Genomic DNA, 22,542 nt, shown 5'->3' with positions numbered 1-22,542 from the left:
TCACTCCTCCACGACGATCGTCGTGATCACCGGGTTGCGGCGGTGCCGACGCGACAGCCATCGCCCCAGCGTGCGGGTGATGAGCGTCTCGACGTCCTCGCGGTTGCGCGACGTCGACTCGGCAGCGCTCCGCAGCGCATCCTCGATCGTCTTCGCGGCCGTCTTCTCCCAGCCGGCCTCCTCGACGAAGCCGCGGCTGAAGAACTCCAGGGGCTCCGTCAGGCGGCCAGAGGCGTGCTCCATGATGGCGAGCACCGTGATGGTGCCTTCCTCGGCGAGCACGCGCCGGTCGGTGAGGGCGGCCTCGGTGGCGACACCCATCGTGGTGCCATCGACGAGGATGTGATCGGCGGCGACGCGGCCGCTGATGCGGGCGCTGCCGGCGACCAGATCGATCGAGACGCCGTCCTCGACGACGAAGACCTGCTTCTCGTCGATGCCGGTCCGCATCGCGATCGCGGCGTTGGCCGTGAGGTGTCGCCACTCGCCGTGCACGGGCAGCACCGCGGTCGGTCGGAGGATGTTGTAGCAGTACGCGAGCTCTCCGGCGCTGGCGTGCCCGGAGACGTGCACCTTCGCGTTGCCCTTGTGCACGACGTTGGCGCCCCACCGCGTGAACGCGTTGATGATCCGGTAGATCGCGTTCTCGTTGCCGGGGATGAGCGAGCTGGCGAGCAGGACGGTGTCGCCCTCGCCGATGTCGATGACGTGGTCCTTGTTGGCCATGCGCGACAGCGCCGCCATCGGCTCGCCCTGGGATCCGGTGCAGATGAGCACGATGTCGGTCGCGGGCAGCTTCTCGAGGGCCTTCATCTCGACGACGAGGCCGTCAGGGATGCGGAGGTAGCCGAGATCGGCGGCGATGCCCATGTTGCGCACCATCGACCTGCCGACGAACCCGACCTTGCGGCCATGGCGCTCCGCGGCGTCGAGGATCTGCTGGATGCGGTGCACGTGGCTGGCGAAGCTCGACACGACGATGCGACGCGGAGCGGTGCGGAACACCTGGTCGATCGCCGGAGCCAGGTCCTCCTCCGGGATCATGAAGCCGGGCACGTCGGCGTTCGTCGAGTCGACCAGGAACAGGTCCACGCCCTCGTCGCCCAGCCGCGCGAATCCGGGCAGGTCGGTCGTGCGCCCGTCGAGGGGGAACTGGTCCATCTTGAAGTCGCCGGTGTGCAGCACGAGGCCGGCCGCCGTGCGGATCGCGACGGCGAGCCCGTCGGGGATCGAGTGGCTGACGGCGAGGAACTCGAGGTCGAACGGGCCCGCATCGATCCGATCGCCCTCCCGCACCTGGCGCGTCTGCGGCTTGATGCGGTGCTCCTCGAGCTTCGCGGTGATGAAGGCGAGCGTCAGCTTCGAGGCGATGATGGGGATGTCGGCGCGCTCGCGCAGCAGGTAGGGCACGCCGCCGATGTGGTCCTCGTGGCCGTGCGTGAGCACGATCCCGACGACATCGGCCAACCGCGACCGGATGGCCGAGAAGTCGGGCAGGATCACGTCGATGCCCGGCTGGTGCTCCTCGGGGAAGAGCACGCCGCAGTCGACGATGAGCAGCTTGCCCTCGTGCTCGAAGACGGTCATGTTGCGGCCGATCTCGCCGAGCCCGCCCAGGGGCGTGATCCGCATCGCCCCCTTCTTCAGGGATGCGGGAGCGGGGAGCTCGAGATGGTGTCGCGCGGGCTTGGCGGTTCTGGCGTTTCGCATGGGATCGTTCCTTGGAAGTTCGTGGTGCGTTGAGGGGGAGCGCGGTGCGCTCAGGGCCCGTGATGCTTCGGACGGGCGGATGCTGGATGAGCCAGGATCGCCGGGCCCGGTGGTGCGGAGCGCTTGGGGCAGCCGCTCGCGGCCACGGAGGACGACGGTCGAAGCGCTGAACAGGGCGAGGCCGTGCTGCCGTCTCCGTGGATCAGTCTAGGTGCATCCGCCCGCCGGGCCTGGAGCCCGGCGGCCGGCGCGGTCCGGGATCACGATTCCCGTCCGCCGACGCGATGGCTCCGAAGACTCTCGGTGAGCCTCGGAACCTTCAACGACAACCGGACCCTGCCCATCGAGCTGCTGCGCGGCGACATCGCACCGGGCCTCGACACCAGGGCCGCTGCGCGGAGCCTCGAGCAGCACCGCGCCGCCCACGCGGAGGCGCTGCAGCATGCGCGCAACTGGGTCGAGCGAGAGGTGCTCCTGCACAAGTCGGCGGTCCTCGAGAGCGAGCTGCTCTACGTCGTCGCTCGGCTGCGTCGGCTCGACGCCATCCACGGTGAGCTGGTGCGCGGCCGCTTCATCGCCGACGACCCGCACGTGCATGGCACGGCGGAGGTCGCGGTGCGCTTCTCGCTCACCGAGCTGGTCGTCAGCAGCACGTCGGCGACGCAGGACGGGGTGCGCGCGGCCTAGTCCGTGTCAGGCGGCAGGGATGCCGAGCTGGAGCAGCATGCGGTCGACGTGGGTGGTGATCTCGTCCCGGACGCGACGCACGTCGTCGGCGCTCGCGTGCTCCGGATCGTCGAGCTGCCAGTCCTCGTAGTGCTTGCCGGGGTAGATGGGGCATGCGTCGCCGCATCCCATCGTCACCACGACATCCGCGGCGCGCACGACGTCGTCGGTCAGCGGCTTCGGGAACTCCTCGGTGAGGTCGAGACCGATCTCGGCCATCGACGAGACGACGGCCGGGTTGAGGGCGGCGGCAGGCATCGACCCCGCTGAGCGCACGAGCAGGCGGCCTCCCGAGCGCTCCGCCGCGATCGCGGCGGCCATCTGCGAGCGGCCGGCGTTCTGCACGCACACGAACAGCACGCTCGGCCGGTCCTGCGGGATCGCGCCCTTCGCCTCGGCCAGGGCGTGCAGCCGGTCCTTCGCGAAGCGCGTCACGCGGGTGACGAGGTGCGCCTTCACGACGGAGGTGCGGAGGAGTGCCGCGTAGGACTCCAGGACATAGCGCTCGATGGTCTCGGCCGCGAAGATGCCGTGGAAGTCGGCGCTCAGCTCGTCGGTGAGCGCGTGCAGGAAGCGCTCGGGATAGGTGATCCCGGGGAGGCCGCGTCGCGTGCCGACGTCGAGCTGATCCATGATCAGCTCGCGCTGGGCACGAGCTCGGCGAGCAGGCGCTCGACGCGACCGCGGATGTCGTCGCGGACGCGACGGACCGTCTCGATGTCCTTGCCGGCCGGGTCCTCGAGCTCCCAGTCCTCGTAGCGCTTGCCGGGGAAGATCGGGCAGGCGTCGCCGCAGCCCATGGTGATGACGGCGTCGGACTCGCGGACCGCGTCGACCGTCAGCACCTTCGGGGTGTTGCCGGCGATGTCGATGCCGACCTCGGCCATCGCCTCGATGGCGACCGGGTTGATCTGGTCCTTCGGGGCGCTCCCGGCGGACAGCACCTCGACGGCGCCGTTCGAGAGTGCCGTCGCGAAGCCGGCGGCCATCTGGGAGCGGCCGGCGTTGTGCACGCAGACGAAGAGGACGGTGGGGTGCTCAGACATGGTGACTCTCTCTCGGTCAGGTGCCGGTCGTGATCGGCGCCACTGCATTGGTAGGGGTCGGAGGTGGCCTGCGGATGAACGGAGATGGTGCGGCGGATGACTGGCTGCTCAGACGAGCTGGGCAACGAGTCGCTCGACGCGCTGCGCGATGTCATCGCGGATCGCAGCGACGCCCTCGGCCGATGCGAGCGCGGGGTCGCCGACCGCCCAGTCCTCGTACCGGACACCCGGGATGATCGGGCAGACGTCGCCGCATCCCATGGTGACGACGACGTCGGCGGCACGGACGGCATCGTCGGTGAGCGGCTTGGGGAACGCCTCGGACTCGGCGGCGTCGTCGATCGACGCGAGCAGCGGGCGCACGGTCGGGTGGACCGCAGCGGCAGGGGAGGAGCCGGCGGAGCGTGCCACGACGCGTCCCTGCGAGAGCTGCTCGACGAGCGCTGCGGCGAGCTGCGAGCGACCCGCGTTGGCCACGCAGACGAACAGCACCTGCGGCGGCCCCGCGGCGCGATCGCGTGTCAGGTCGGCGAGGCGCTGCCGGGCGAAGCGCTCCGTCAGCGGCACCAGGTGCGCGGTGATCCGCGCGGTGCGCGCGAGTCCGGCGTAGGACTCGCGCACGACGCCGGTGACCGCGTCGGGGCTCACCCCGGGGAACCGCGACCTCAGCGAGGACGCGAGATGCGTGAGTGCCTCGTCGACGTCATCGAGCCCGAGGTGCAGTGCTGCATCGCGAGGGGGTGTGAGCGCCGCCGGAGCGAAGCTCTCGAGCAGGGTGGTGATCGCGGGCCGGGCGGCGGCGTCGATCGAGTACCAGACCCACGTGCCTCGGCGCTCGGAGACGAGCACACCCGCATCCTTGAGGACCTTCAGGTGATGGGAGACGGTGGGCTGCGAGACGTCGGCGAGCTCGGCGAGGTCGCACACGCAGGACTCCCCTCGAGGGTCCGAGGCGATGGCCGAGAGCATGCGCAGCCGCAGCGGGTCGGCGAGCGACTTCAGCGCCGCGGCGACGGTCGAGGCGGCCTGCTCGCTGATGGCGTGGGATGCGGTCGGTGAGCACGGTGCGCTGGTCGCGGTGGTGCTCACGATGCACTCCCATCCTGGATGGGGTGGGAGGGGTCGACGCCCGACGGCACCGGGCTGGTGCGGAACCACGTGCGGCCCGCCCAGAGCGATACGTAGACGAGGCCGACGAGCACGGGCACCTCGATGAGGGGTCCGACGACCCCCGCGAGCGCCTGGCCCGAGGTGGCTCCGAAGGTGCCGATCGCGACGGCGATCGCGAGCTCGAAGTTGTTGCCGGCGGCGGTGAACGCGAGCGTCGTGGACCGCGCGTAGCTGAGCCCGAGCAGCTTACCGGTGACGAGGCCGGTCGACCACATGAGGGCGAAGTAGGCGAGCAGCGGCAGCGCGATCCGTGCGACGTCGAGGGGTCGCTGGACGACGTCCTCGCCCTGCAGAGCGAACAGCAGCACGATGGTGAACAGCAGGCCGTAGAGCGCCCACGGTCCGACTGCAGGCAGGTAGCTGTGCTCGTACCAGTCCCGTCCTCGTGTGCGCTCACCGATCCAGCGCGACGCGAACCCCGCGGCGAGCGGGATGCCCAGGAAGATCAGCACGTTGAGCGCGATCGCACCCATGGAGATGTCGAGCCCCTGCGTCTCGAGACGGAGCCAGGCGGGCAGCACGCTGAGGTAGAACCAGCCGAGCAGCGCGAAGGCGACGACCTGGAAGACCGAGTTGATGGCGACGAGCACGGCGGCCGCCTCGCGATCGCCGCAGGCGAGGTCGTTCCAGATGACCACCATGGCGATGCAGCGCGCGAGCCCGACGATGATGAGGCCGGTGCGGTACTCCGGGAGGTCGGGCAGGAGGAGCCAGGCGAGGGCGAACATCAGCGCGGGTCCGACGAGCCAGTTGAGCACGAGGGACGAGACCAGCAGCCGCCGGTCGCCGGTGATCGCGGCGACGCGGTCGTAGCGGACCTTCGCGAGCACCGGGTACATCATCACCAGCAGCCCCAGCGCGATCGGCAGCGAGATCCCGCCGATCTCGAGCCGTCCGAGGACGGCCCCGACAGCGGGCACCGCGCTGCCGAGCAGCAGGCCGGCACCCATCGCCAGCGCGATCCACAGCGGCAGCCAGCGATCCAGGGCCGAGAGCCGCGCAGGGGCGGCTGCGGTGATCGGCGCGCGGTCGGCGCTGGTGGCGACGCTCACGCGACGAGGCTCTCGACGCGGTTCGCCGGCGCTGCGAGCTCGAGCGCTGCGAGGTGGTGCTGTGCGTCCTGCGCCGCCGCGCAGCCAGTGCCGGCCGCGGTGATCGCCTGCCGATACGTGTGGTCGACGAGGTCGCCGGCGGCGAAGACGCCCTCGATGCTCGTGCGGGTCGACGGGTGCTCCACCACGACATACCCGTCCCGGTCGGTCGCGACCTGCCCCACCACCAGCTCCGACCTGGGGTCGTGGCCGATGGCGATGAACGCGCCGCTCACGGGGAGCGAGCGCTCGGCACCGGTCACGATGTCGCGCAGGGAGATGGACTCGAGCTGCTGCTCGCCGATGAGATCGACGACCTCGCTGTTCCACGCCACCTCGATCCGGGGGTGAGTGAGGGCGCGCTCGGCCATGATGCGCGAGGCCCGGAAGGCGTCGCGACGGTGCACGATGGTTACCTTGGACGCGAACCTGGTGAGGAAGAGCGCCTCCTCCATCGCCGAGTCCCCGCCGCCGATGACGGCGATCTCCCGATCGCGGAAGAAGAAGCCGTCGCACGTTGCGCACCACGAGACGCCGTGGCCGCTGAGGCGGTCCTCGGCCGGCAGGCCGAGCCTCCGGTAGGCGGAACCCATCGTGAGGATCACGGCCGTCGCGGCGTACTCGACGCCGGAGCCGGTGCGGATGCGCTTCACCGGTCCCTCGAGGTGGAGCTCGATGGCGTCGTCGAGCACGATGCGGGCACCGAAGCGCTCTGCCTGCGCCCGCAGCGACTCCATGAGCTCGGGGCCCTGGACGCCGTCGACGAAGCCGGGGAAGTTCTCGACCTCGGTCGTGGTCATGAGAGCCCCGCCCGCCGTCACGGACCCGGCGATCACGACGGGTGCCAGCCCGGCGCGCGCTGCGTAGATCGCCGCGGTGTAGCCCGCGGGTCCCGATCCGACGATGACTAACTCTGTCTGCTGTATTGACACACTTCTATATTGACGCGGATCGATGCACTGCGCAAGCTCGGCGCAAGGCCCCGGGGGGTCTGCCTCGTCGGAGTGGCAATCGGGCGCGCGTCAGCGCTTCGTGTTCCGCGGGAGGCGGAGCGCGACCCAGAGACCGCAACGCCGACAGATGTGCACGTCGCCGGAGCCCAGCGCATGCAGGCGCCGTCGAAGGAGGATGCGGCCGCAGCAGGCGCACGGCACGCGCTCGTCCTCAGCCATGGCTGCGCAGAGCGTCCTCGAGCTGAGCTCGGGTCGGGCTGCCCGCGAGTCCGGTCGGCGTCGGATAGACGCGGCAGGCAAGGGCAGTCGTCTTGCCGTCGGTCGGGAAGAGGTCGCGACCGTCGACCACGATCGTGGGCGAGCCCGCGAACTGCGAGCCTTCGATCTCCGCGGGAGATCCGAGCTGCCGAAGGGTGATCGGGGCGTCCCGCAGACCGACGGCGTCCATGGCGGCACGGAGCCGCCGCACGACTGCCTGCGAGCTCGGGCACCCTTCGATGTGCAGGACCTGCACTTCCATGGCTATGCTCCCTGCGATGCCGTTCGGCTTCCGAGAGCGACGTGCCGGCACCGTGTCTTCGCGCGGGGCCGGAAACGAGGCTCTCGGGCCAATCTAGCGGTGTTGACCGTCGCTCGACCGGGCTATCGTCGACGTCGACTCTGGCTTCGACGTCGGATCGTGTCGCCGTACCGAACGCTAGACCCGGAGCTCCTCGCTGAGCCGGCCGACGCTCGCAGAGACCGGCGCGGCGCAGCAACTGCTCCCGCCGAAGTCACCGCTGCCGCCGCAGACCCCCGTCTCGGGCAGCACGAGCTCATTGCGCGCGGCCGCCTCGTGGTCGCCCGCGAGCTCGGCGACGACGCTGCGCACCTGCTCGTAGCCGGTGAGCGCGAGGAAGGTCGGCGCACGGCCGTAGCTCTTCGCCCCGATCACGTACAGTCCGCGCTCGGGCTGCGCGAGCTCGGCAGCGCCGGTCGCCGCGACCGTGCCGCAGGAGTGAATGTTCGGGTCGATCTCCGCGGCGAGGCCCGCGACCGAGTCGAGCGCGGGATCGATCGCGAGCCGCACCTCCGAGAGGATCGACAGGTCGGGTCGGAACCCGGTGAGCGCGTACAGCCGAGCGACCGGTCCGAGCTCGCGGCCGTCCTCGGCGACGAGCACGATGCCGTCGCCGGCCGGACGGACCGCGTCCACCCGGAAGCCCGTCACGAGCTCGACCGAGCCGCGCTCGATCGCGCGGCGAGCGCGCACGCCGAGCGACGCGCGCTGGGGGAGGGCGTCCGCCTCGCCGCCGCCGAGCGCGCCCTCGACCGAGGGGCGCCGCACGAGCCACGTGACGAGGGTGCCGGGGTGGCGCTCCGCGAGCTCGGCGAGGCGCAGCACCGCGTGCACCGCGGAGTGGCCCGCGCCGACGACCGCGACGTGCGCGCCGGCCAAGGCGCTCACGTCGGCCGGGATGCGGTACCCGATGTGCGCCGCGGCCGCCCGCTCGCCGAGCGCGGGGGTGCCGTCGCCCCCCGCCGGCCCGGGCTGGCTCCAGGTGCCGGATGCGTCGAGCACCGCCTGTGCGAGCAGGCGCTGCTCGCGACCCTCGCGGTCGACGACGCGCACGGCGAACGGCTGCTCGCCGCGGGCGCCGTCGACGACCTTGTCGCGGCCCAGCCGCGTGACCGAGGTCACCTCGAGGCCGAAGCGGATGCGGTCGCCGAGCACCTCTGCGAGCGGCCCCAGGTAGTCGCGCACCCACGCCTCGCCCTTCGGATAGCCCGACCTCGGGATGGCGTGCCCCGCCGCCTGCAGCAGCCGTCGACTCGCCGAGTCGACGAGCTCGTCCCATGCCGAGAAGAGCCGCACGTGGCCCCACTCCGAGACCGCAGCGCCCGCCGCCGCGCCTCGCTCGAGGACGATCGGCTCGAAGCCGCGCTCGAGCAGGTGCGCCGCTGCGGCGAGGCCCTGCGGGCCGGCGCCGATGACGATGACAGGAAGGTCGGACATGGTGCTCCTCGTATCGAAGGCTGTCGATGCGTCGATCGTGCAACAACGTATCGACGTTTGTCAATGCGTGTGGCAGACTGCCGCCATGACCGCAACCACGACGATCGTCGCCGACGCGTCGGAGACGTGCTGCACCCCCGCGGAGCCGGCCGTGACCGCCGACGAGGCCGCGCGGATCGCGAGGACCTTCAAGGCCATGGCCGATCCCACGCGCGTCCGACTGCTGTCGCTCATCGCTGCCGGTGAGCAGGGCGAGGCGTGCATCTGCGACCTCACCGACCCGGTCGGGCTCTCGCAGGGCACGGTGTCGCACCACATGCGGATCCTCACGGAGGCCGGGCTGGTCGAGCGCGAGCAGCGCGGCAAGTGGGCGTTCTACTCCCTGGTCCGGCCGGCGCTCGACGCCGCGGCCTCCGCGCTCCGCGCCTTCTGACGGGAGCGGCTGGGTGACCGCCGACGCTTCGGCCGGGGTCGCGCTCGCGGCCCGAGCCGACCGCTGGCGGCTCACCGCACTCTCCGGTGGTCAGGTCATCAGCTGGGGCATCCTCTACTACGCCCTGATCGTCGCTGCGCCGGTCATCGCCACCGACACGGGGTTGGCCCTGACCACGGTGATGCTGGCCTTCTCGGCCGGGCTCGTGACGTCGGCGATCGCCGGGGTGCTCGTCGGGCGATGGCTCGACCGCGGCAGCCCGCGGCTCATCATGACCGGTGGCAGCGTCGTCGGGGCGCTCGGCCTCGTGATCGTCAGCGCCGCCCAGGACGTGCCCTGGTTCGTGCTGGGCTGGATCGTGGTCGGATCGGGGCAGTCGGCCGTGCTGTACCAGGCGGCGTTCACCGTCATCACGCGCAGGCACGCGGCCGACCGACGCCGTGCGATGACCGTCGTCACGCTCGCGGGCGGCCTCGCGTCGACGGTCTTCGCGCCCGTGGTCGCGGGCATGCTCGGCGTGCTCGACTGGCGCGCGACCATGCTCGCGCTGGCTGCCGTCCTCGTCGTGACGACCACGCCGCTCCACTGGTGGAGCCTCGAGCGCGTCTGGCCGCCACGCCCTCCGAGTCTCACCGATGAGCCGCGGCACACCGTCTCGACGGTGCTGCGGACGCGGCGGTTCTGGGCGCTGGAGCTGTCGATGATCGCCGTCGCGGCGTCGCTGTACAGCGTGACCCTCGCGATCATCCCGCTCTACACCGAGCGGGGCATGACCTACGAGCTCGCGGCGTGGGGACTCGGGCTGCTGGGCGCGGGCCAGGTGCTCGGGCGGATCGTGTACGTCGCGCTGCCGCACGCCGCGTCGCCGTGGGTGCCGCTGGCCCTGACGGCTGCGGCGAGCGCGCTCACCCTGGCACTGCTGGCCCTCGTGCCCGGCCCGCCATGGCTGCTGATCCTGATCGGCGTGGGGGCGGGCGCCGTGCGCGGCGCGCAGACGCTCGTGCAGGGATCTGCGGTCGCGGATCGGTGGGGGACCCGGGACTACGGGGCGATCAACGGGGCGTTCGCCGCACCGATCACCGCGGTCACCGCGATCGGGCCCGCGCTCGGCCCCGTGCTCGCCGTCGCGACGGGCTCCTACGCCATGATGGGGCTCCTCGCCGCGGCGCTCGCGCTCGTCGGCCTCGCGCTGGCGCGCCTCACGTGACGGAGCCTTCGGCCACACGAAGCCCATGACGGGCTCGTCGTCGACGTCTACGCGCACTGCACGCCTCGATCACTGCAACCCGTCTTGCACTGCTGAGCTGCCCGGGCCTCCATGACGCAGCGCCGCCGCAGCCGCGCCCGGGATGCGGCGAAGCCTGCACGTCGTCGCCTGGAGCGCCGCGGTCGTGGAGGCCCGGGCGCGAGGAGGCCCTTCCGGTGCCTGACGCCTCGGCACGACCGAGGCGTGACGCGCAGTCGCAGAGCGGGCCCGGCTACGTGGTAGCCCGGGCGATCAGCCGCAGGCCGACCTCCGGCACGTCGTCGGTCGCGTCGCGCTCCGTGATGCCCAACTGCACGAGGATGCTGTCGATGGCGGCCTGCGCGGAGCTTGCGGTGTCGTAGTCGATCGTGGTCAGCGGGGGAGTGGTGACCGCCGAGAGCGGCGTGTGGTCCATGCCGATCACCGCGAGATCCTCAGGGACGCGCCAGCCAGCGGCCGCGGCCGCGTAGAGCAGCGCGGTCGCGACGTCGTCGTTGTAGCAGGCGACGCCGATGCCGGGCTGCCCGAGCTCCTCCAGAGCAGCGCGCGCCGCGACGGGGTCCACATCCAGGCCGACCACACCGATGAGCTCCACCGGGAGCGCGGCGCACGCCTCTCGGAAACCCTGCTCTCGGCCACGCCCGAATGGGTCCTGCCGGGCATCCCGCAGATGCGCGTACGCGAGCCGGCGGTGTCCGCGCTCGGCGAGATGCTGAGCCTGCAGCGCGCCGATCTCGTGATTGAGGTCGGATCGCGCCGTGGTCGAAGGATCGATGGCCATGATGTCCCGATGCGCGAGCAGCTCGCGTTCTTGCGTCGAGAAGGGCGTGAGCGAGAGCACCGCTCGCGGCTGCATGCCGGTCACGACGCGGTCCAGGGTCTCCATCGAAGGCGTGGCGAGACGGAGCACCAGCGTGAGACCGCGCTTCGCGAGCTCGTCGGTGAGCGCTTCGAAGACATCCTGCAGGTTGCCGCCGAATGTCGTGTTGGGAATGAGCGCGATGACGACGTCGCTCGATCCACGAGCGAGGGCACGTCCGGCGATCGACGGCTGGTACTGCAGGGCGCGGGCCGCCTCATGCACCTTCTCGCGCGTGGCCTCCGTGAAGCGCTCCCCCCGACCGTTCAGGATCTGGCTCACGGCCCCACGGGATACACCCGCGCGCCTCGCTACATCCGCGCTCGTCGTCGCCATCATCGGCCTCCTTCCTCTCAGCCTAGCGGTGAGGGTTGACGCGCGTTACCTCCGACGCTACAGTCGATCGGTAACGCGCGATACCGACGTCGCGACCAGCGCTGGAGACACCTCGATGACGAGCACGTTGCTGAACACCGGATGGGAATTCCGCCCGAAGGTGAGCGCCTTCACGGAGCTCGGCGGTGCGACGCGGGACTGGTCCGACGTGACAATCCCGCACGATGCCCTCATCGGCACGCAGCGCGATCCTGAGCTGCCGAACGGCGCCGCCACCGGCTACTTCCGCGGCGGGGCGTTCGAGTACCGCACCGGTCTGGCGCTCGATCCGGATGCACGCGGCAGCTTCGTCGCGCTGCAGTTCGACGGCGTCTACCGGGACGCGGCGGTGTTCGTCAACGGCAACCTCGCCGGTCAGCGCGCGTTCGGCTACTCGCGGTTCGCCGTACGGCTCGACCCGTTCCTCCGCTTCGACGGCCAGGACTCCGTGCGGGTCGAGTGCCGCTCGCACGAGGACAGCCGCTGGTACAGCGGCGCCGGCATCCACCGGGACGTCCATCTGATCGTCAAGAAGCCGGTGCACTTCGCCATCGATGGCGTGCGCGTGACGACGCCCGACATCGACGCCGACCGCGCGGTCGTCGAGATCGCGGCGACCGTGGAGAACACCGGCGCCACCACCGCCACCGTCAGCATGACGAGCGAGCTCGGCCACGTGGACGGGGTGCGCTCCCCGGGCGACCGCTCACCCGTGACCCTTCTGCCGGGCACCTCCACCGTCGTGCGGCACCGGCTCTACGTCGACGCGCCGCGCCTGTGGAGCGTGGAGGAGCCCGAGCGCTACGAGGTCGAAGTGGCACTGGAGCTCGAGGGTGAGCGGGTCGACATGGAGCTCGTGCGCTTCGGCATCCGATCGATCCAGGTCGACCCGCGCAAGGGCCTGCGGATCAACGGCCGCGAGGTGAAGCTGCGCGGCGCCTGCATCCATCACGACAATGGCCCTCTTGGCGCAGCCGCCATCGCCCGCGCCGAGGAGCGCCGGGTGCAGCTGCTCAAGCAGGCCGGCTTCAACGCGATCCGCAGCTCGCACAACCCGGCGAGCGAAGCGCTGCTCGAGGCGTGCGACCGCCTCGGCATGCTGGTGATGGACGAAGCGTTCGATGTCTGGACCTCCAGCAAGTCCGACTTCGACTTCGCCTTCGACTTCCCCCAGTGGTGGGAGCGCGACCTCGAGTCGATGGTGGCGCGGGCGTTCAACCACCCGAGCGTGATCATGTACTCGATCGGCAACGAGATCCCGGAGACGGGATCGCCCGACGGCGGCGTCTGGAGCCGGCGTCTCGCAGAGAAGGTGCGCTCGCTCGACGAGACCCGCTTCGTGACCAACGGCATCAATGGGTTCGTCTCCGTGCTCGACGCCGTCGTGGCGGGCATGCGCCAGCGCCGCGACGCGGCCGCGCAAGCGGGCGACGCCGGGCAGCCGGCCGCGGGAGGAGGCGTCAACGCGATGATGGCTGAAGTCGGGGGGATGATGAACGCGATCGCGGCGTCACCGATGGTGAGCGAGCGCACGGCGGAGTCCTTCGCCGCGCTCGACATCGCCGGGCTCAACTACGGCGACGGTCGATACGCGCTCGAGCGCGAGCTCTTCCCGAACCGCATCGTGGTGGGTACCGAGACCTTCCCCGGGAACATCGCGCACAACTGGGCGCTCGTCTCCGAGCACTCGCACGTGATCGGCGACTTCACCTGGACCGGGTGGGACTACCTCGGCGAAGCCGGCATCGGCGGTGTCGCCTATTCCGACGGCACCGACGGCGCCACACCGACGACCGCGAAGCCCTATCCCTGGCTGACGGCGTGGACGGGTGACATCGACATCACCGGGCGTCGACGCCCCATCTCCTTCTACCGCGAGGTCGTCTTCGGACTCCGGTCGGACCCTTTCATCGCCGTCCACCGTCCCCAGCACCGGGGGAAGGCACTGCTCGCGACGCCATGGTCGTGGAGCGACGCGATCGACAGCTGGTCCTGGGACGGATTCGAGGGGCAACCGCTGCGCGTCGAGGTATACGCCCGTGCCGATCAGGTCGAGCTGCAGCTCGACGGGCGCCCGATCGCTCGAAGGGCCGTGGGTGCCGAGCTCGCATTCCGCGCCGACTTCGAGGTGGAGTACGAGCCCGGTGAGCTCACCGCCGTCGCCTTCGACAAGGGCGTCGAGATCGGGCGGACCTCGCTGCGCAGCGCGGGCTCCAGCACGCGCTTGCAGGTGACGAGCGATCGCTCGCGACTGAGCGCCGACACGCAAGACCTCGCCTTCGTGGACATCGCGATCACCGACGACCGAGGCGTCGAGCACCGCGGATGGGACCGGACGGTCCACGTCGAGGTCGACGGCAGCGCGGTGCTCCAGGGCCTCGCGAGCGCCAACCCGGAGAGCGAGGATCGCTTCACCGACGCGCGCTGCAGGACGTTCGACGGTCGGGCGCTCGCGATCATCCGCCCGACGGCACCCGGGCCCGTCCGCGTGACGGTCAGCGCGCGCGGCTGCGAGCCCGTCCGGCTCGAGCTCAGCGTGACCGGCGGAACCGCCGACGCCCGGGACACCGGAGCCCCCGATCACGAGACCGCACCAGCGGTGCTCGCCGAGACCTGAGCGAACGCGCTCAGACTGCTACACCCGACAAAGGAGTCACCCATGATCACCGATGACCAGCGGCCGCCCGTGCCCTCTGGAGGGGCCTTCCCCCTGCCCAGCGCGACGCCCGCAGAGGACACCGAGCAGCTCGCGGCTGCCGCGACTGCGGAGCCCGACCGTCCGAACGTCTCCAAGACGTTCATCACGCTCCTCGCACTCGGCGTGTTCGGCATCTACCTCGCCTTCGTGACGCCCATCGCGATCTCGCTCGCGATCCGCGTGAACGCGCTCGCCCCCGAGAACCCGGAGTACCTCGGCCTCCTGCTCGGCCTTGGCTCGCTCGCGGCCCTGATGCTGAGCCCGCTCGGCGGCCAGCTGAGCGACCGCACCCGATCGCGCTTCGGTCGACGGCGCCCCTGGATCTTCGGCGGCACGCTCGTCGGCCTGGTGGGGCTGCTCGTCATGGCTGTATCGCCCGCCGTCTCCGGCCTCGCGATCGGCTGGATCATCGCGCAGGTCGGGCTGAACCAGGCGGTCAACACCCTGGGGACCGTCCAGGCAGACAAGCTCCCGGAGCACCAGCGAGGCAAGGTCGGAGCGATCACCGGCTTCGCGACGATGGTGGCGCCCGTCGTCGGCTCCGTCGTCGGTGGGATGGTCGCGGATCAGCCGTTCCTGCTGTTCCTCGCCCCCGGGGCGGTCGCGATGCTCTTCGTGCTGGTGTTCATCGGCTACTACAAGGACGCCGACAGCCGGGGCCTCACCTTCGATGAGCCGCTCACCGCTCGCCTGCTGATCTCGAAGTACGTCTTCAACCCGCGTCGCTACCCCGACTACTCGTGGAACTGGCTCGGCCGGTTCCTGTTCTTCTTCGGCCTCACCCTCAACACCAGCTACACCGCGTTCTTCTTCTCCGAGCGCCTCGACATCCCCGTCGACCAGATCGGTGGGACCATCGCGACCGTTGGTGGTCTCGGCATCATCGGCACGATCGTGGGCGTCTTCGCGGGTGGCTTCCTGTCGGACAAGCTCCGCCGCCGCAAGCCGTTCGTGCTCGGCGCGGGTGTCGCCTTCGGCCTGGGCGCCCTGCTCATGGTCGTCGCACCGGGCTTCGAGCTGCTGCTCGTCGGCTCCCTCCTGTGCAACCTCAGCATCGGTGTCTTCTCTGCGGTCGACCAGGCGCTGTTCCTCGACGTGCTGCCGGAGCGCGATACCGAGGCTGGCCGCTTCATCAACTTGACGCAGCTCGCCAACATCTCCGCCCAGGCGGTGGCGCCGCTCGTCGCTGCGGTGGCGCTGGCGCTGCTCACCGTCGAGGACCGCTACGCGATCATCTACGCCGCCGCCGCGGTGTTCACCGTCGCTGGCGGCCTGGTGATCCTGAAGGTCAAGGCCGTCCGATGACGCGTGACTTCGCACTGTCTGGAGCGAGCACGCTCGGCGCGTGGTTGCAGGACCCGGCCGGTGCGCCGCTGGTCGAGGAGATCGCCACTCGCTCGGGGATGGATGCGCGCGCGCTCGCGATGCTGCGCAGGGTGTCGTTGCAACGGCTCGTCGAGCTGAGCGGTCGCCCTGACGCCCAGGAGATCGTCGCCCAGCTCGTCGCGCGGGTGCGCGATGCGAGGGGACCGTCCGGGGCTGAGGTTGCGGACCCCGCCTGGAGCGAGCGGATCTCCGTGAGTCGCTTCGACGGTGAGACGGTCGTCGTCACGGGCGCAGCGTCGGGCATCGGCCGAGCCGTCGCCTCGCGCATCGCTCGTGAGGGCGGGACGGTCGTCGCGGTCGACCTCGCGGAAGATCGCCTGCTGGAGCTCGCGGAGGGGCTCCCGAACGTGCGGGCGGTGCGCGCCGACATCACCACGGAGCGCGACGTGCAGCGCATCGTGGACGCCGCAGATGGCGCGGTGCACGGGCTCGCCAATGTCGCCGGCGTGCTCGATGACTTCAGCCCGCTGCACGAGATGGAGGACGCGGTGATGCAGCGCGTCTTCGAGGTCAACGTCTTCGGTCTCATGCGCCTGTCCCGCGCGTGCCTTCCGCTCATGCTGGCCGCTGGTCGTGGCTCGATCGTGAACGTCGCATCCGAGGCTGCCCTGCGGGGATCCTCAGCGGGTGCCGCCTACACCGCGTCGAAGCACGCGGTCATCGGCGTCACCCGGAGCGCAGCGTTCATGTACGAACCGGCGGGGATCCGCGTCAACGCGGTCGCGCCTGGAGGCACGCTGACCGGCATGCGGCCGACCCGCGCGAACGAGTTCGGACAGACGCGGGTGCAGAGCCATGCGTCCAGCCTCCCGATCGCGGTGCCCGAGGCGGTCGCCGCGCCCATCACCTATCTGCTCAGCCATGACGCGATCAACGTCAACGGCGCGGTGCTCCCTGCCGACGGCGGAGAGTCCGTCTTCTGATCCATGGCTCGACCCAACGGTGCGGACATGTCCGTCCGCACCGCACGAGAGGACCCGCACTGATGACCGCCGCCGCTGCGCTCCCACCGCTGAGAGCGATCGTCTGGCAGCCCGACGATGCCGACGACCGCTTCGGCTGGAACCTCGCGCGTGCCCGCGTGACCGTCACATCCTGACGACCGTGCCAAGTCCTACGAGAGAGACGAACGAACCGATGACCACTGCCTCCTTCATCAGCGCGCCCGAGTACACCGCGGGCGGACCGGCCGTGTACTTCCGGCGGGAGTTCTCGGTCGCGACGGCCCCGGAGCGGGCGACGCTGAGGATCACCGCTCTGGGCATCGTGGTGCCGCGCATGAACGGTCGACGCATCGGTGACGAGGTGCTCGCCCCGGGATGGACGTCGTACACGCACCGGTTGCACGTCAGCGAGCATGACGTCACCGAACTCATCGCAGCGGGAGAGAACGTCCTCGGCGCGGTCGTCGGTGAGGGGTGGGCGGTCGGCCCGCTCACGTGGGAGCTGAACAGGAGCAACTACGCGGAGCGGCCGGCGCTGTGGGCAGAGCTCACCCTGCACTACGGCGACCGCGAAGAGGTGGTCGGGTCTGACGAGACCTTCCAGGTCGGCGAGGGAGCCGTCCGTCAGAACGGGATCTACGAGGGCGAGAGCTACGACGCCCGACTCGAGCAGACGGGATGGGACACACCGGGATTCGACGGCTCTGCATGGCCTGCCGCGGCGATCTTCGAATGGTCGCCTGCCGTGCTCGAGCTCGACGCCGCCCCACCCATCCGCCGCACGCAGCAGCTCGCGCCCGTCGAGATCACCACGTCCCCCTCCGGAGCCACCATCCTGGACTTCGGGCAGATCCTGTCCGGCTGGGTGCGATTCACCGTCAACGGGCCCGCCGGGAGCACGGTCACCCTCCGTCACGCCGAGCTCCTCACACCGGAGGGGGAGCTCGAGGTCGAGACGCTGCGACAGGCGGCCGCCACGGATCGCTACACGCTCGCCGGCTCGGGCGACGAGACATGGGAGCCGGAGTTCACCTTCCACGGCTTCCGGTACGTGGAGGTCGACGGATGTCCCGCTCAGGTCGACCCCGCCGCGTTCACCGCGGTGGTGGTCCACACCGACATGGAGCGCGCCGGGTGGTTCGAGACCTCCGATCCGCTGGTGACCAAGCTGCACGAGAACACCGTCTGGGCGATGCGCGGCAACTTCGTCAGCGTCCCCACCGACTGCCCGCAGCGCGATGAGCGGCTGGGCTGGACCGGCGACCTGAACGCCTTCGCGCCCACCGCCACCTACCTCTACGACACTCGGGCGATCCTGCAGTCCTGGCTCAAGGACCTCGCAGCCGAGCAGCGCGCCGCCGGCACCGTCCCGTGGGTGGTCCCGGACGTGCTGCCCACCTCGTCCTCGCCGACCGCGGTGTGGAGCGACGTCGCGGTGAGCCTGCCCTGGGAGCTGTATCAGGAGCACGGCGACCTCGACATCCTCCGCGACAGCTACGAGTCGATGACCGCGTTCATCCGGGAGGTGGAGGGTCTGCTGGATGCCGAGGGCCTCTGGAGCGAGGGATTCCAGTTCGGCGACTGGCTCGACCCGGACGCCCCCGCCAGCAACCCCGCCGGGGGCAAGACGGACCGATACCTGGTCGCGAACGCGTACCTCTGCAAGACCACGCGAGAGATGGCGCGGACAGCGGAGCTGCTCGGCAACGTCGCCGACGCCGAGCACTTCCTCGCGCTCCACGAGCGGGTCCTGGTTGCGTTCCGCCGCGAGTTCGTCACGGAGTCCGGGCGCGTCGTCAACGAGTCCGCGACCGCCTACGCGCTGAGCATCATGTTCGACATCCTCCGCGCCGATCAGCTGGAGAAGGCGGGGGACCGGCTGGCCGAGATCGTCGAGGCCGCCGGCTACACGATCTCGACGGGATTCGCAGGCACGCCGCTGGTCCTCGATGCGCTGAGCAGCACCGGGCACATCGACGAGGCCTACAAGCTCCTCCTCGAGCAGCAGTGCCCGTCGTTCCTGTACCCGGTCACGATGGGTGCGACGACGATCTGGGAGCGGTGGGACTCCGTGCTGCCGGATGGCACGCTGAACTCGACCGGCATGACGTCTCTGAACCACTACGCGCTCGGAGCGGTCTCGAGCTGGCTGCACCGCGTCGTCGGCGGGCTCACGCGAGCCGCAGCGGGGTGGGAGCGCGTGGTCATCGCGCCGCAGCCTGGCGGAGGACTCACGTCCGCACGCACTGCCCACCGGACCCCTGCGGGGCTCGCCGAGGTGAGCTGGCGGATCGAGGCCGGTGACGTCGTGCTCGACGTGACCGTGCCCGAAGGGACAGATGCCTCCGTCGTGCTGCCGCTGCATCCCGACGGCGCCACGGCGGACGTCGGCGCCGGACGCCACTCGTGGCGCTACCCCGCGCCCGAGGGCTACGGCGTCACGGCGGCGTTCACGATGGACACCCCCATCAAGGAGATCTCCACCGACCCCGTCGTCTGGGCGGCGGTCGTCGAGGTCTTGAAGACCTACTTCCCCGGCGTCCCGATCGATGCCGCGGGCGCGCACATGGCGGCGATGCCGCTCAGCGCCGTCCTGGAGCGGATGCCAGGCGCGGCCGTCTCGGATCTCGCCCGGGACCTGGAAGCCGCCATCACCCCACGAGAGGCCACCCAGGCCTGACATCACCCCGCGGACCGCCTTCCGCCCCGGCCAGGTGCGGATGGACATCAAGGGCGAACGCATCCAGGCCCACGGCGGATCGATGTACATCGAAAGCGGCGTCTTCTATTGGTACGGCGAGCGGCTAGCGGGGGTCGATGCGCAGCGTCGTCCCGCGCGCCGGCTGACGGTTGAGCGCCTGCGTCGGCGAGCCGTTCCCGTAGCGCGCGCAGCAGCGCGCCTCAGCGCTCGGAGATCGCCTCGGCGGCGGGCGCCGCCTCCTGCGTCGCCGCCCATGAGGCCAGCATCCGCAGCGCGTCGGCGGTCGGGGATCCGGCGGGCGCGGTGTAGACATTGAGCACCAGCCCGGGCTCGCTCGGGAGCTCCATCGACTCGTAGTCGAGGTCGAGGTCGCCGACGACGGGGTGGTGGAGGCGCTTGCGTCCGCTGCGATGGAACATCACGTCGCGCGATGCCCAGCGCTGCCGGAAGAGCTCGCTCTGCGTCGACAGCTCGCCTACCAGGGCGATGAGCTCCGGATCGTGCGGGTTGCTGCCGACCTCCATGCGCAGCATCGCGGCGGCGTCGTTCGCGATCTGGTCGTAGTCGCGCCAGAAGACGCGCGCCGCGGGGTTCAGGTAGGCGAAGCGCGTGGTGTTCACGGGTCGTCGCGGGTCGTCGAAGACGGGGGCGTACAGGGCCCGGCCCATCCGGTTGGTCGCCAGGATGTCGTGCCGTCCGTTGCGCACCCACGCCGGGCTGTCGATCGCGTCGAGCACCTGCTGGACGGCGGGGCGCACGGCGCTGGTCGCGCGGGCGCGACGGGGTCTCGTCGGCCCGCTCGCGCGGGCGAGGTCGAACAGGTGCTGTCGCTCGGCGTCGTCGAGCTTGAGCGTCGAGGCGAGCGCGTCGAGGACGCTCTCGGACGCTCCCGCGAGGTTGCCCCGCTCGAGGCGGACGTAGTAGTCGACCGAGACGCCTGCGAGCATCGCGACCTCCTCGCGGCGCAGGCCCGGCACGCGCCGGTTGCCGCCGTAGGCAGGCAGGCCAGCCTCCTGCGGCGTGATGCGTGCGCGGCGCGAGCTGAGGAACTCGCGCACCTCGTTCCTGACGTCTCCCATGCCGACCACGCTACGCGCGGCGCTGGTAGGCCGGGAGGCACGGTCACTACCCCTCACCGGTGGCGGCCCGCAGGTCTCGGCTCGGACGAGCGTCCTGGCTCTGCGATCAGAGCGTCGCGGCGTGGTCCGGGACGAACCGGAGCTCCTCGAGCGGCGGCCGGGCGGTCCCGGCGGGGGCGGGACGCTCGGGGAACTCCACCTCGTCCGGGTCGAGCCGGTCGTACGGGACCTGGCTGAGGAGGTGCTTGATGGTGTTCAGCCGAGCGGCGCGCTTGTCATCGCTGTTGATCGACCACCACGGCGCGTGCGCCCGGTCGGTGACGTCGAACATCGCGTCCTTGGCCTGGGAGTAGTCCTCCCACTTGGTGATCGACAGCAGGTCGGTCTCCGAGAGCTTCCAGCGCCGCATGGGGTCGTTGAGCCGGGACCGGAATCGCTTCTCCTGCTCGGTGTCGGAGACGGAGTACCAGTACTTCACGAGGATGATGTCGTCGTCGACGAGCATCTGCTCCACGACGGGGGCCTGCGCGAGGAAGCGGTCGTACTCCTCCTCGGTGCAGTAGCCCATCACGCGCTCGACGCCGGCGCGGTTGTACCAGGAGCGGTCCATCAGCACGATCTCGCCCTTGGTGGGCAGCCGCTCGATGTACCGCTGGAAGTACCACTGGCCCTTCTCGCGCTCGGTGGGCTGCGGCAGCGCGACCACGCGGGCGTGGCGCGGGTTGAGGTACTGCATCACCCGCTTGATCGCACCGCCCTTGCCGGCGGCGTCGCGGCCTTCGAAGAGGACGAGGATGCGGGCGTCGGCCGCGATGACCCACTGCTGCATGCTGACGAGCTCGACCTGCAGGCGCTTGAGCTCCTGCTCGTACTTCTGCTTGTCGACGCGTCGGGTCTTGTGCTTCTTGCCCTGCTTCTTGCTCGCCATGGCGTGTGCTCTCGATCGGGGAGCGGATCCGCCGGTTGGCGTTCGGCCGCTCGGTCATCATGGCAGGCACGCCCGGAAGGTCACCGCAGCAGCAACTCGAACGGCACGGGGCTCGCGCGGTAGCGCGCTGCGGAGTGTCGCGACGGCGCGACCAGCACGACGGATGCGGCCGCCTCGGCCGTCGGGTAGTCGTCGAACGAGTCGGTCCAGAAGCGCCGCTGCTCGATCGGGATGCCGGCCTCGCGGATCGCCGTGAGCTTGCTGGCGCCGCGGATGTGGCGCTCGAAGACAGGGCCGGTCGGCGTCCAGCGGAGCGTGGACGCCAGCAGCACGTCGTGCTCGACCCCGGCGGCGGCGAGGAACGCCGATGCCAGGCGCTGCTCGGAGCCGGTGGCGACGACGATGTGCGCACCCTCGCGCCGCAGCCCCGCGGCCACCTCGAGCATCGAGCGACGGCTCGCGATCCTGCCGAGCCGCTCGCCGACATCCCGCGCGAGCGCGTCGTACATCGGCTCGGGCATGCCGCGCAGGAGGCCGCGCGCCACCTCGCGCGAGGCGGCCGCGTGCCGCGGCACGTCGTGGCCGGCGCGCAGCCAGCGCGCGAGCGCGGGAGCGCTGCGCGCGCCCATGACGGGGGAGCGGCGAGCCGCCTCGACCAGCAGCGTGGCGAAGGTGTCGCGCGTCGAGAGCACGCCGTCGAGGTCGAGCACGGCGTCGGTCATGATCGTCAGCCTGCCAGTGCCAGCCTGTCGGTGGCTGGCGCCCCGCGTCAGGGCAGGGCGTGGCCGGGCTGCAGCTCGCCTCGGCTCAGGCGCGTCGGGCGGAACTCCTGGATGCTCACGAGCGTCGGGTCGGGCGCGACGCCGGGGCCGCCTGCGTTGACCCACTCGACGATGTCGTCCGTCACCGCGGTGTCGTTCACCTCGCCGATCCAGACCGGCGTGGCACCGGCCACGCTGCCGGCTTCGCTCGGCAGCACCACCACGACGTTCGAGTGCTCGCACGCGTCGAGGCACTTGCTCGGGATGACCTTCGCCGATCCGACGGTGCCATCGCGGAACGCCGCGAGCTGCGCGCCGTGGTCGACGTCCGGATGCTTGCGACGGCTCCCGCAGTCGCCGCCGCGGCAGACGACGATGGTGAGCTCCTCCGGCGGCGCGGACGGCTTCGGTCGCTTCGTACGCTGCTTCGCCATCGTGAT

20 protein-coding genes and 1 pseudogene are annotated in these 22,542 nt (G+C 70.8%); 7 read left to right on the top strand and 14 right to left on the bottom strand.

Going from position 1 to position 22,542, the window contains the following annotated elements:
• Complete coding sequence (locus tag ABIB37_RS13225; RefSeq protein ID WP_211333856.1) at window positions 1-1,632, bottom strand: ribonuclease J; 1,632 nt, start codon at window positions 1,630-1,632, stop codon at window positions 1-3.
• A 381-nt stretch (window positions 1,633-2,013) separates the two neighbouring features.
• On the opposite strand from ABIB37_RS13225, the gene ABIB37_RS13220 reads away from it, so the two are divergent.
• Entirely contained in the window at window positions 2,014-2,397 is a 384-nt protein-coding gene (locus ABIB37_RS13220; protein WP_354261108.1) for a hypothetical protein, read from the top strand.
• 6 nt (window positions 2,398-2,403) lie between these two features.
• Here ABIB37_RS13220 and ABIB37_RS13215 read toward each other — a convergent pair whose 3' ends face one another.
• From ABIB37_RS13215 to ABIB37_RS13185, 7 genes are all read right to left on the bottom strand, one after another.
• Window positions 2,404-3,069, bottom strand: a complete 666-nt coding sequence (locus ABIB37_RS13215) for an arsenate reductase/protein-tyrosine-phosphatase family protein (protein WP_354261106.1) — start codon at window positions 3,067-3,069, stop codon at window positions 2,404-2,406.
• Window positions 3,070-3,071: 2 nt separating this feature from the next.
• Entirely contained in the window at window positions 3,072-3,482 is a 411-nt protein-coding gene (locus ABIB37_RS13210) for an arsenate reductase ArsC (protein WP_354261104.1), read from the bottom strand.
• Between the two features lie 108 nt (window positions 3,483-3,590).
• Window positions 3,591-4,574, bottom strand: a complete 984-nt coding sequence (locus ABIB37_RS13205; RefSeq protein ID WP_502914070.1) for a metalloregulator ArsR/SmtB family transcription factor — start codon at window positions 4,572-4,574, stop codon at window positions 3,591-3,593.
• The gene (arsB, locus tag ABIB37_RS13200) at window positions 4,568-5,704 is read right to left on the bottom strand and encodes an ACR3 family arsenite efflux transporter (RefSeq protein WP_354261100.1); all 1,137 of its coding nucleotides are present in this window, start codon (window positions 5,702-5,704) and stop codon (window positions 4,568-4,570) included. Before arsB ends, ABIB37_RS13205 begins: the two co-directional genes overlap by 7 nt.
• Entirely contained in the window at window positions 5,701-6,675 is a 975-nt protein-coding gene (gene trxB / locus ABIB37_RS13195; protein WP_354261098.1) for a thioredoxin-disulfide reductase, read from the bottom strand. The genes arsB and trxB overlap by 4 nt, the downstream gene beginning before the upstream one ends.
• Window positions 6,676-6,907: 232 nt before the next feature.
• Window positions 6,908-7,216 carry a hypothetical protein gene (locus ABIB37_RS13190; RefSeq protein ID WP_354261096.1) on the bottom strand — a complete coding sequence of 103 codons (309 nt, stop codon included), beginning with the start codon at window positions 7,214-7,216 and terminating at the stop codon, window positions 6,908-6,910.
• 177 nt (window positions 7,217-7,393) lie between these two features.
• Window positions 7,394-8,692, bottom strand: a complete 1,299-nt coding sequence (locus ABIB37_RS13185; RefSeq protein ID WP_354261094.1) for an NAD(P)-binding domain-containing protein — start codon at window positions 8,690-8,692, stop codon at window positions 7,394-7,396.
• An 85-nt stretch (window positions 8,693-8,777) separates the two neighbouring features.
• Between ABIB37_RS13185 and ABIB37_RS13180 the strand changes: the two genes are divergently transcribed.
• The gene (locus ABIB37_RS13180; protein ID WP_354261092.1) at window positions 8,778-9,125 is read left to right on the top strand and encodes an ArsR/SmtB family transcription factor; all 348 of its coding nucleotides are present in this window, start codon (window positions 8,778-8,780) and stop codon (window positions 9,123-9,125) included.
• Between the two features lie 13 nt (window positions 9,126-9,138).
• Window positions 9,139-10,332: an MFS transporter gene (locus ABIB37_RS13175; RefSeq protein WP_354261090.1), complete on the top strand. Its 1,194-nt coding sequence runs from the start codon at window positions 9,139-9,141 to the stop codon at window positions 10,330-10,332.
• 271 nt (window positions 10,333-10,603) lie between these two features.
• Here the strand turns inward: ABIB37_RS13175 and ABIB37_RS13170 are convergent, their stop codons facing one another.
• Together ABIB37_RS13170 and ABIB37_RS13165 are read right to left on the bottom strand one after the other, a co-directional pair.
• Complete coding sequence (locus ABIB37_RS13170) at window positions 10,604-11,257, bottom strand: substrate-binding domain-containing protein (protein ID WP_354261626.1); 654 nt, start codon at window positions 11,255-11,257, stop codon at window positions 10,604-10,606.
• A gap of 219 nt (window positions 11,258-11,476) precedes the next feature.
• Window positions 11,477-11,566: pseudogene (locus tag ABIB37_RS13165) on the bottom strand (helix-turn-helix domain-containing protein); the annotation flags it as partial.
• Between the two features lie 115 nt (window positions 11,567-11,681).
• On the opposite strand from ABIB37_RS13165, the gene ABIB37_RS13160 reads away from it, so the two are divergent.
• The 4 genes from ABIB37_RS13160 to ABIB37_RS13145 all read left to right on the top strand — a co-directional run bounded on the left by ABIB37_RS13160 (window position 11,682) and on the right by ABIB37_RS13145 (window position 19,313).
• Complete coding sequence (locus ABIB37_RS13160; protein WP_354261088.1) at window positions 11,682-14,222, top strand: glycoside hydrolase family 2 TIM barrel-domain containing protein; 2,541 nt, start codon at window positions 11,682-11,684, stop codon at window positions 14,220-14,222.
• A gap of 42 nt (window positions 14,223-14,264) precedes the next feature.
• Window positions 14,265-15,608 carry an MFS transporter gene (locus ABIB37_RS13155; protein ID WP_354261086.1) on the top strand — a complete coding sequence of 448 codons (1,344 nt, stop codon included), beginning with the start codon at window positions 14,265-14,267 and terminating at the stop codon, window positions 15,606-15,608.
• Entirely contained in the window at window positions 15,605-16,612 is a 1,008-nt protein-coding gene (locus ABIB37_RS13150) for an SDR family NAD(P)-dependent oxidoreductase (protein ID WP_354261084.1), read from the top strand. Before ABIB37_RS13155 ends, ABIB37_RS13150 begins: the two co-directional genes overlap by 4 nt.
• 214 nt (window positions 16,613-16,826) lie before the next feature.
• A complete protein-coding gene (locus ABIB37_RS13145) occupies window positions 16,827-19,313 on the top strand; it encodes an alpha-L-rhamnosidase (RefSeq protein ID WP_354261082.1) in 2,487 nt (828 codons plus the stop codon).
• A 221-nt stretch (window positions 19,314-19,534) separates the two neighbouring features.
• On the opposite strand, the gene ABIB37_RS13140 is transcribed toward ABIB37_RS13145, so the two are convergent.
• From ABIB37_RS13140 to ABIB37_RS13125, 4 genes are all read right to left on the bottom strand, one after another.
• A complete protein-coding gene (locus tag ABIB37_RS13140) occupies window positions 19,535-20,413 on the bottom strand; it encodes a helix-turn-helix transcriptional regulator (RefSeq protein WP_354261080.1) in 879 nt (292 codons plus the stop codon).
• A gap of 106 nt (window positions 20,414-20,519) precedes the next feature.
• Window positions 20,520-21,341 carry a polyphosphate kinase 2 gene (ppk2, locus tag ABIB37_RS13135; RefSeq protein ID WP_354261078.1) on the bottom strand — a complete coding sequence of 274 codons (822 nt, stop codon included), beginning with the start codon at window positions 21,339-21,341 and terminating at the stop codon, window positions 20,520-20,522.
• 80 nt (window positions 21,342-21,421) lie between these two features.
• Window positions 21,422-22,063, bottom strand: coding sequence for an HAD family hydrolase (locus tag ABIB37_RS13130; RefSeq protein ID WP_354261076.1), 642 nt, complete (start codon window positions 22,061-22,063; stop codon window positions 21,422-21,424).
• Window positions 22,064-22,110: 47 nt separating this feature from the next.
• Window positions 22,111-22,536, bottom strand: a complete 426-nt coding sequence (locus ABIB37_RS13125; RefSeq protein ID WP_354261074.1) for a hypothetical protein — start codon at window positions 22,534-22,536, stop codon at window positions 22,111-22,113.
• Between the last annotated feature and the right edge of the window lie 6 nt (window positions 22,537-22,542).

This window comes from Agrococcus sp. UYP10, from assembly GCF_040547205.1.
GTDB classification, from domain to species: domain Bacteria; phylum Actinomycetota; class Actinomycetes; order Actinomycetales; family Microbacteriaceae; genus Agrococcus; species Agrococcus jenensis.
Note: the sequence above shows the minus strand (reverse complement) of the source record. Positions and strands in the feature narration are given on the sequence as shown.

Bases quoted from the DNA above. Each gene is read 5' to 3' on its own strand.
- ABIB37_RS13215 (WP_354261106.1), bottom strand. From the start codon at position 3,069: ATGGATCAGCTCGACGTCGGCACGCGACGCGGCCTCCCCGGGATCACC.
- ABIB37_RS13125 (WP_354261074.1), bottom strand. From the start codon at position 22,536: ATGGCGAAGCAGCGTACGAAGCGACCGAAGCCGTCCGCGCCGCCGGAG.
- ABIB37_RS13130 (WP_354261076.1), bottom strand. From the start codon at position 22,063: ATGACCGACGCCGTGCTCGACCTCGACGGCGTGCTCTCGACGCGCGAC.
- ABIB37_RS13180 (WP_354261092.1), top strand. From the start codon at position 8,778: ATGACCGCAACCACGACGATCGTCGCCGACGCGTCGGAGACGTGCTGC.
- ABIB37_RS13225 (WP_211333856.1), bottom strand. From the start codon at position 1,632: ATGCGGATCACGCCCCTGGGCGGGCTCGGCGAGATCGGCCGCAACATG.
- ABIB37_RS13140 (WP_354261080.1), bottom strand. From the start codon at position 20,413: ATGGGAGACGTCAGGAACGAGGTGCGCGAGTTCCTCAGCTCGCGCCGC.
- ppk2 (WP_354261078.1), bottom strand. From the start codon at position 21,341: ATGGCGAGCAAGAAGCAGGGCAAGAAGCACAAGACCCGACGCGTCGAC.
- ABIB37_RS13210 (WP_354261104.1), bottom strand. From the start codon at position 3,482: ATGTCTGAGCACCCCACCGTCCTCTTCGTCTGCGTGCACAACGCCGGC.
- ABIB37_RS13145 (WP_354261082.1), top strand. From the start codon at position 16,827: ATGACCACTGCCTCCTTCATCAGCGCGCCCGAGTACACCGCGGGCGGA.
- ABIB37_RS13170 (WP_354261626.1), bottom strand. From the start codon at position 11,257: ATGGAGACCCTGGACCGCGTCGTGACCGGCATGCAGCCGCGAGCGGTG.
- ABIB37_RS13160 (WP_354261088.1), top strand. From the start codon at position 11,682: ATGACGAGCACGTTGCTGAACACCGGATGGGAATTCCGCCCGAAGGTG.
- ABIB37_RS13150 (WP_354261084.1), top strand. From the start codon at position 15,605: ATGACGCGTGACTTCGCACTGTCTGGAGCGAGCACGCTCGGCGCGTGG.
- ABIB37_RS13155 (WP_354261086.1), top strand. From the start codon at position 14,265: ATGATCACCGATGACCAGCGGCCGCCCGTGCCCTCTGGAGGGGCCTTC.
- ABIB37_RS13185 (WP_354261094.1), bottom strand. From the start codon at position 8,692: ATGTCCGACCTTCCTGTCATCGTCATCGGCGCCGGCCCGCAGGGCCTC.
- ABIB37_RS13190 (WP_354261096.1), bottom strand. From the start codon at position 7,216: ATGGAAGTGCAGGTCCTGCACATCGAAGGGTGCCCGAGCTCGCAGGCA.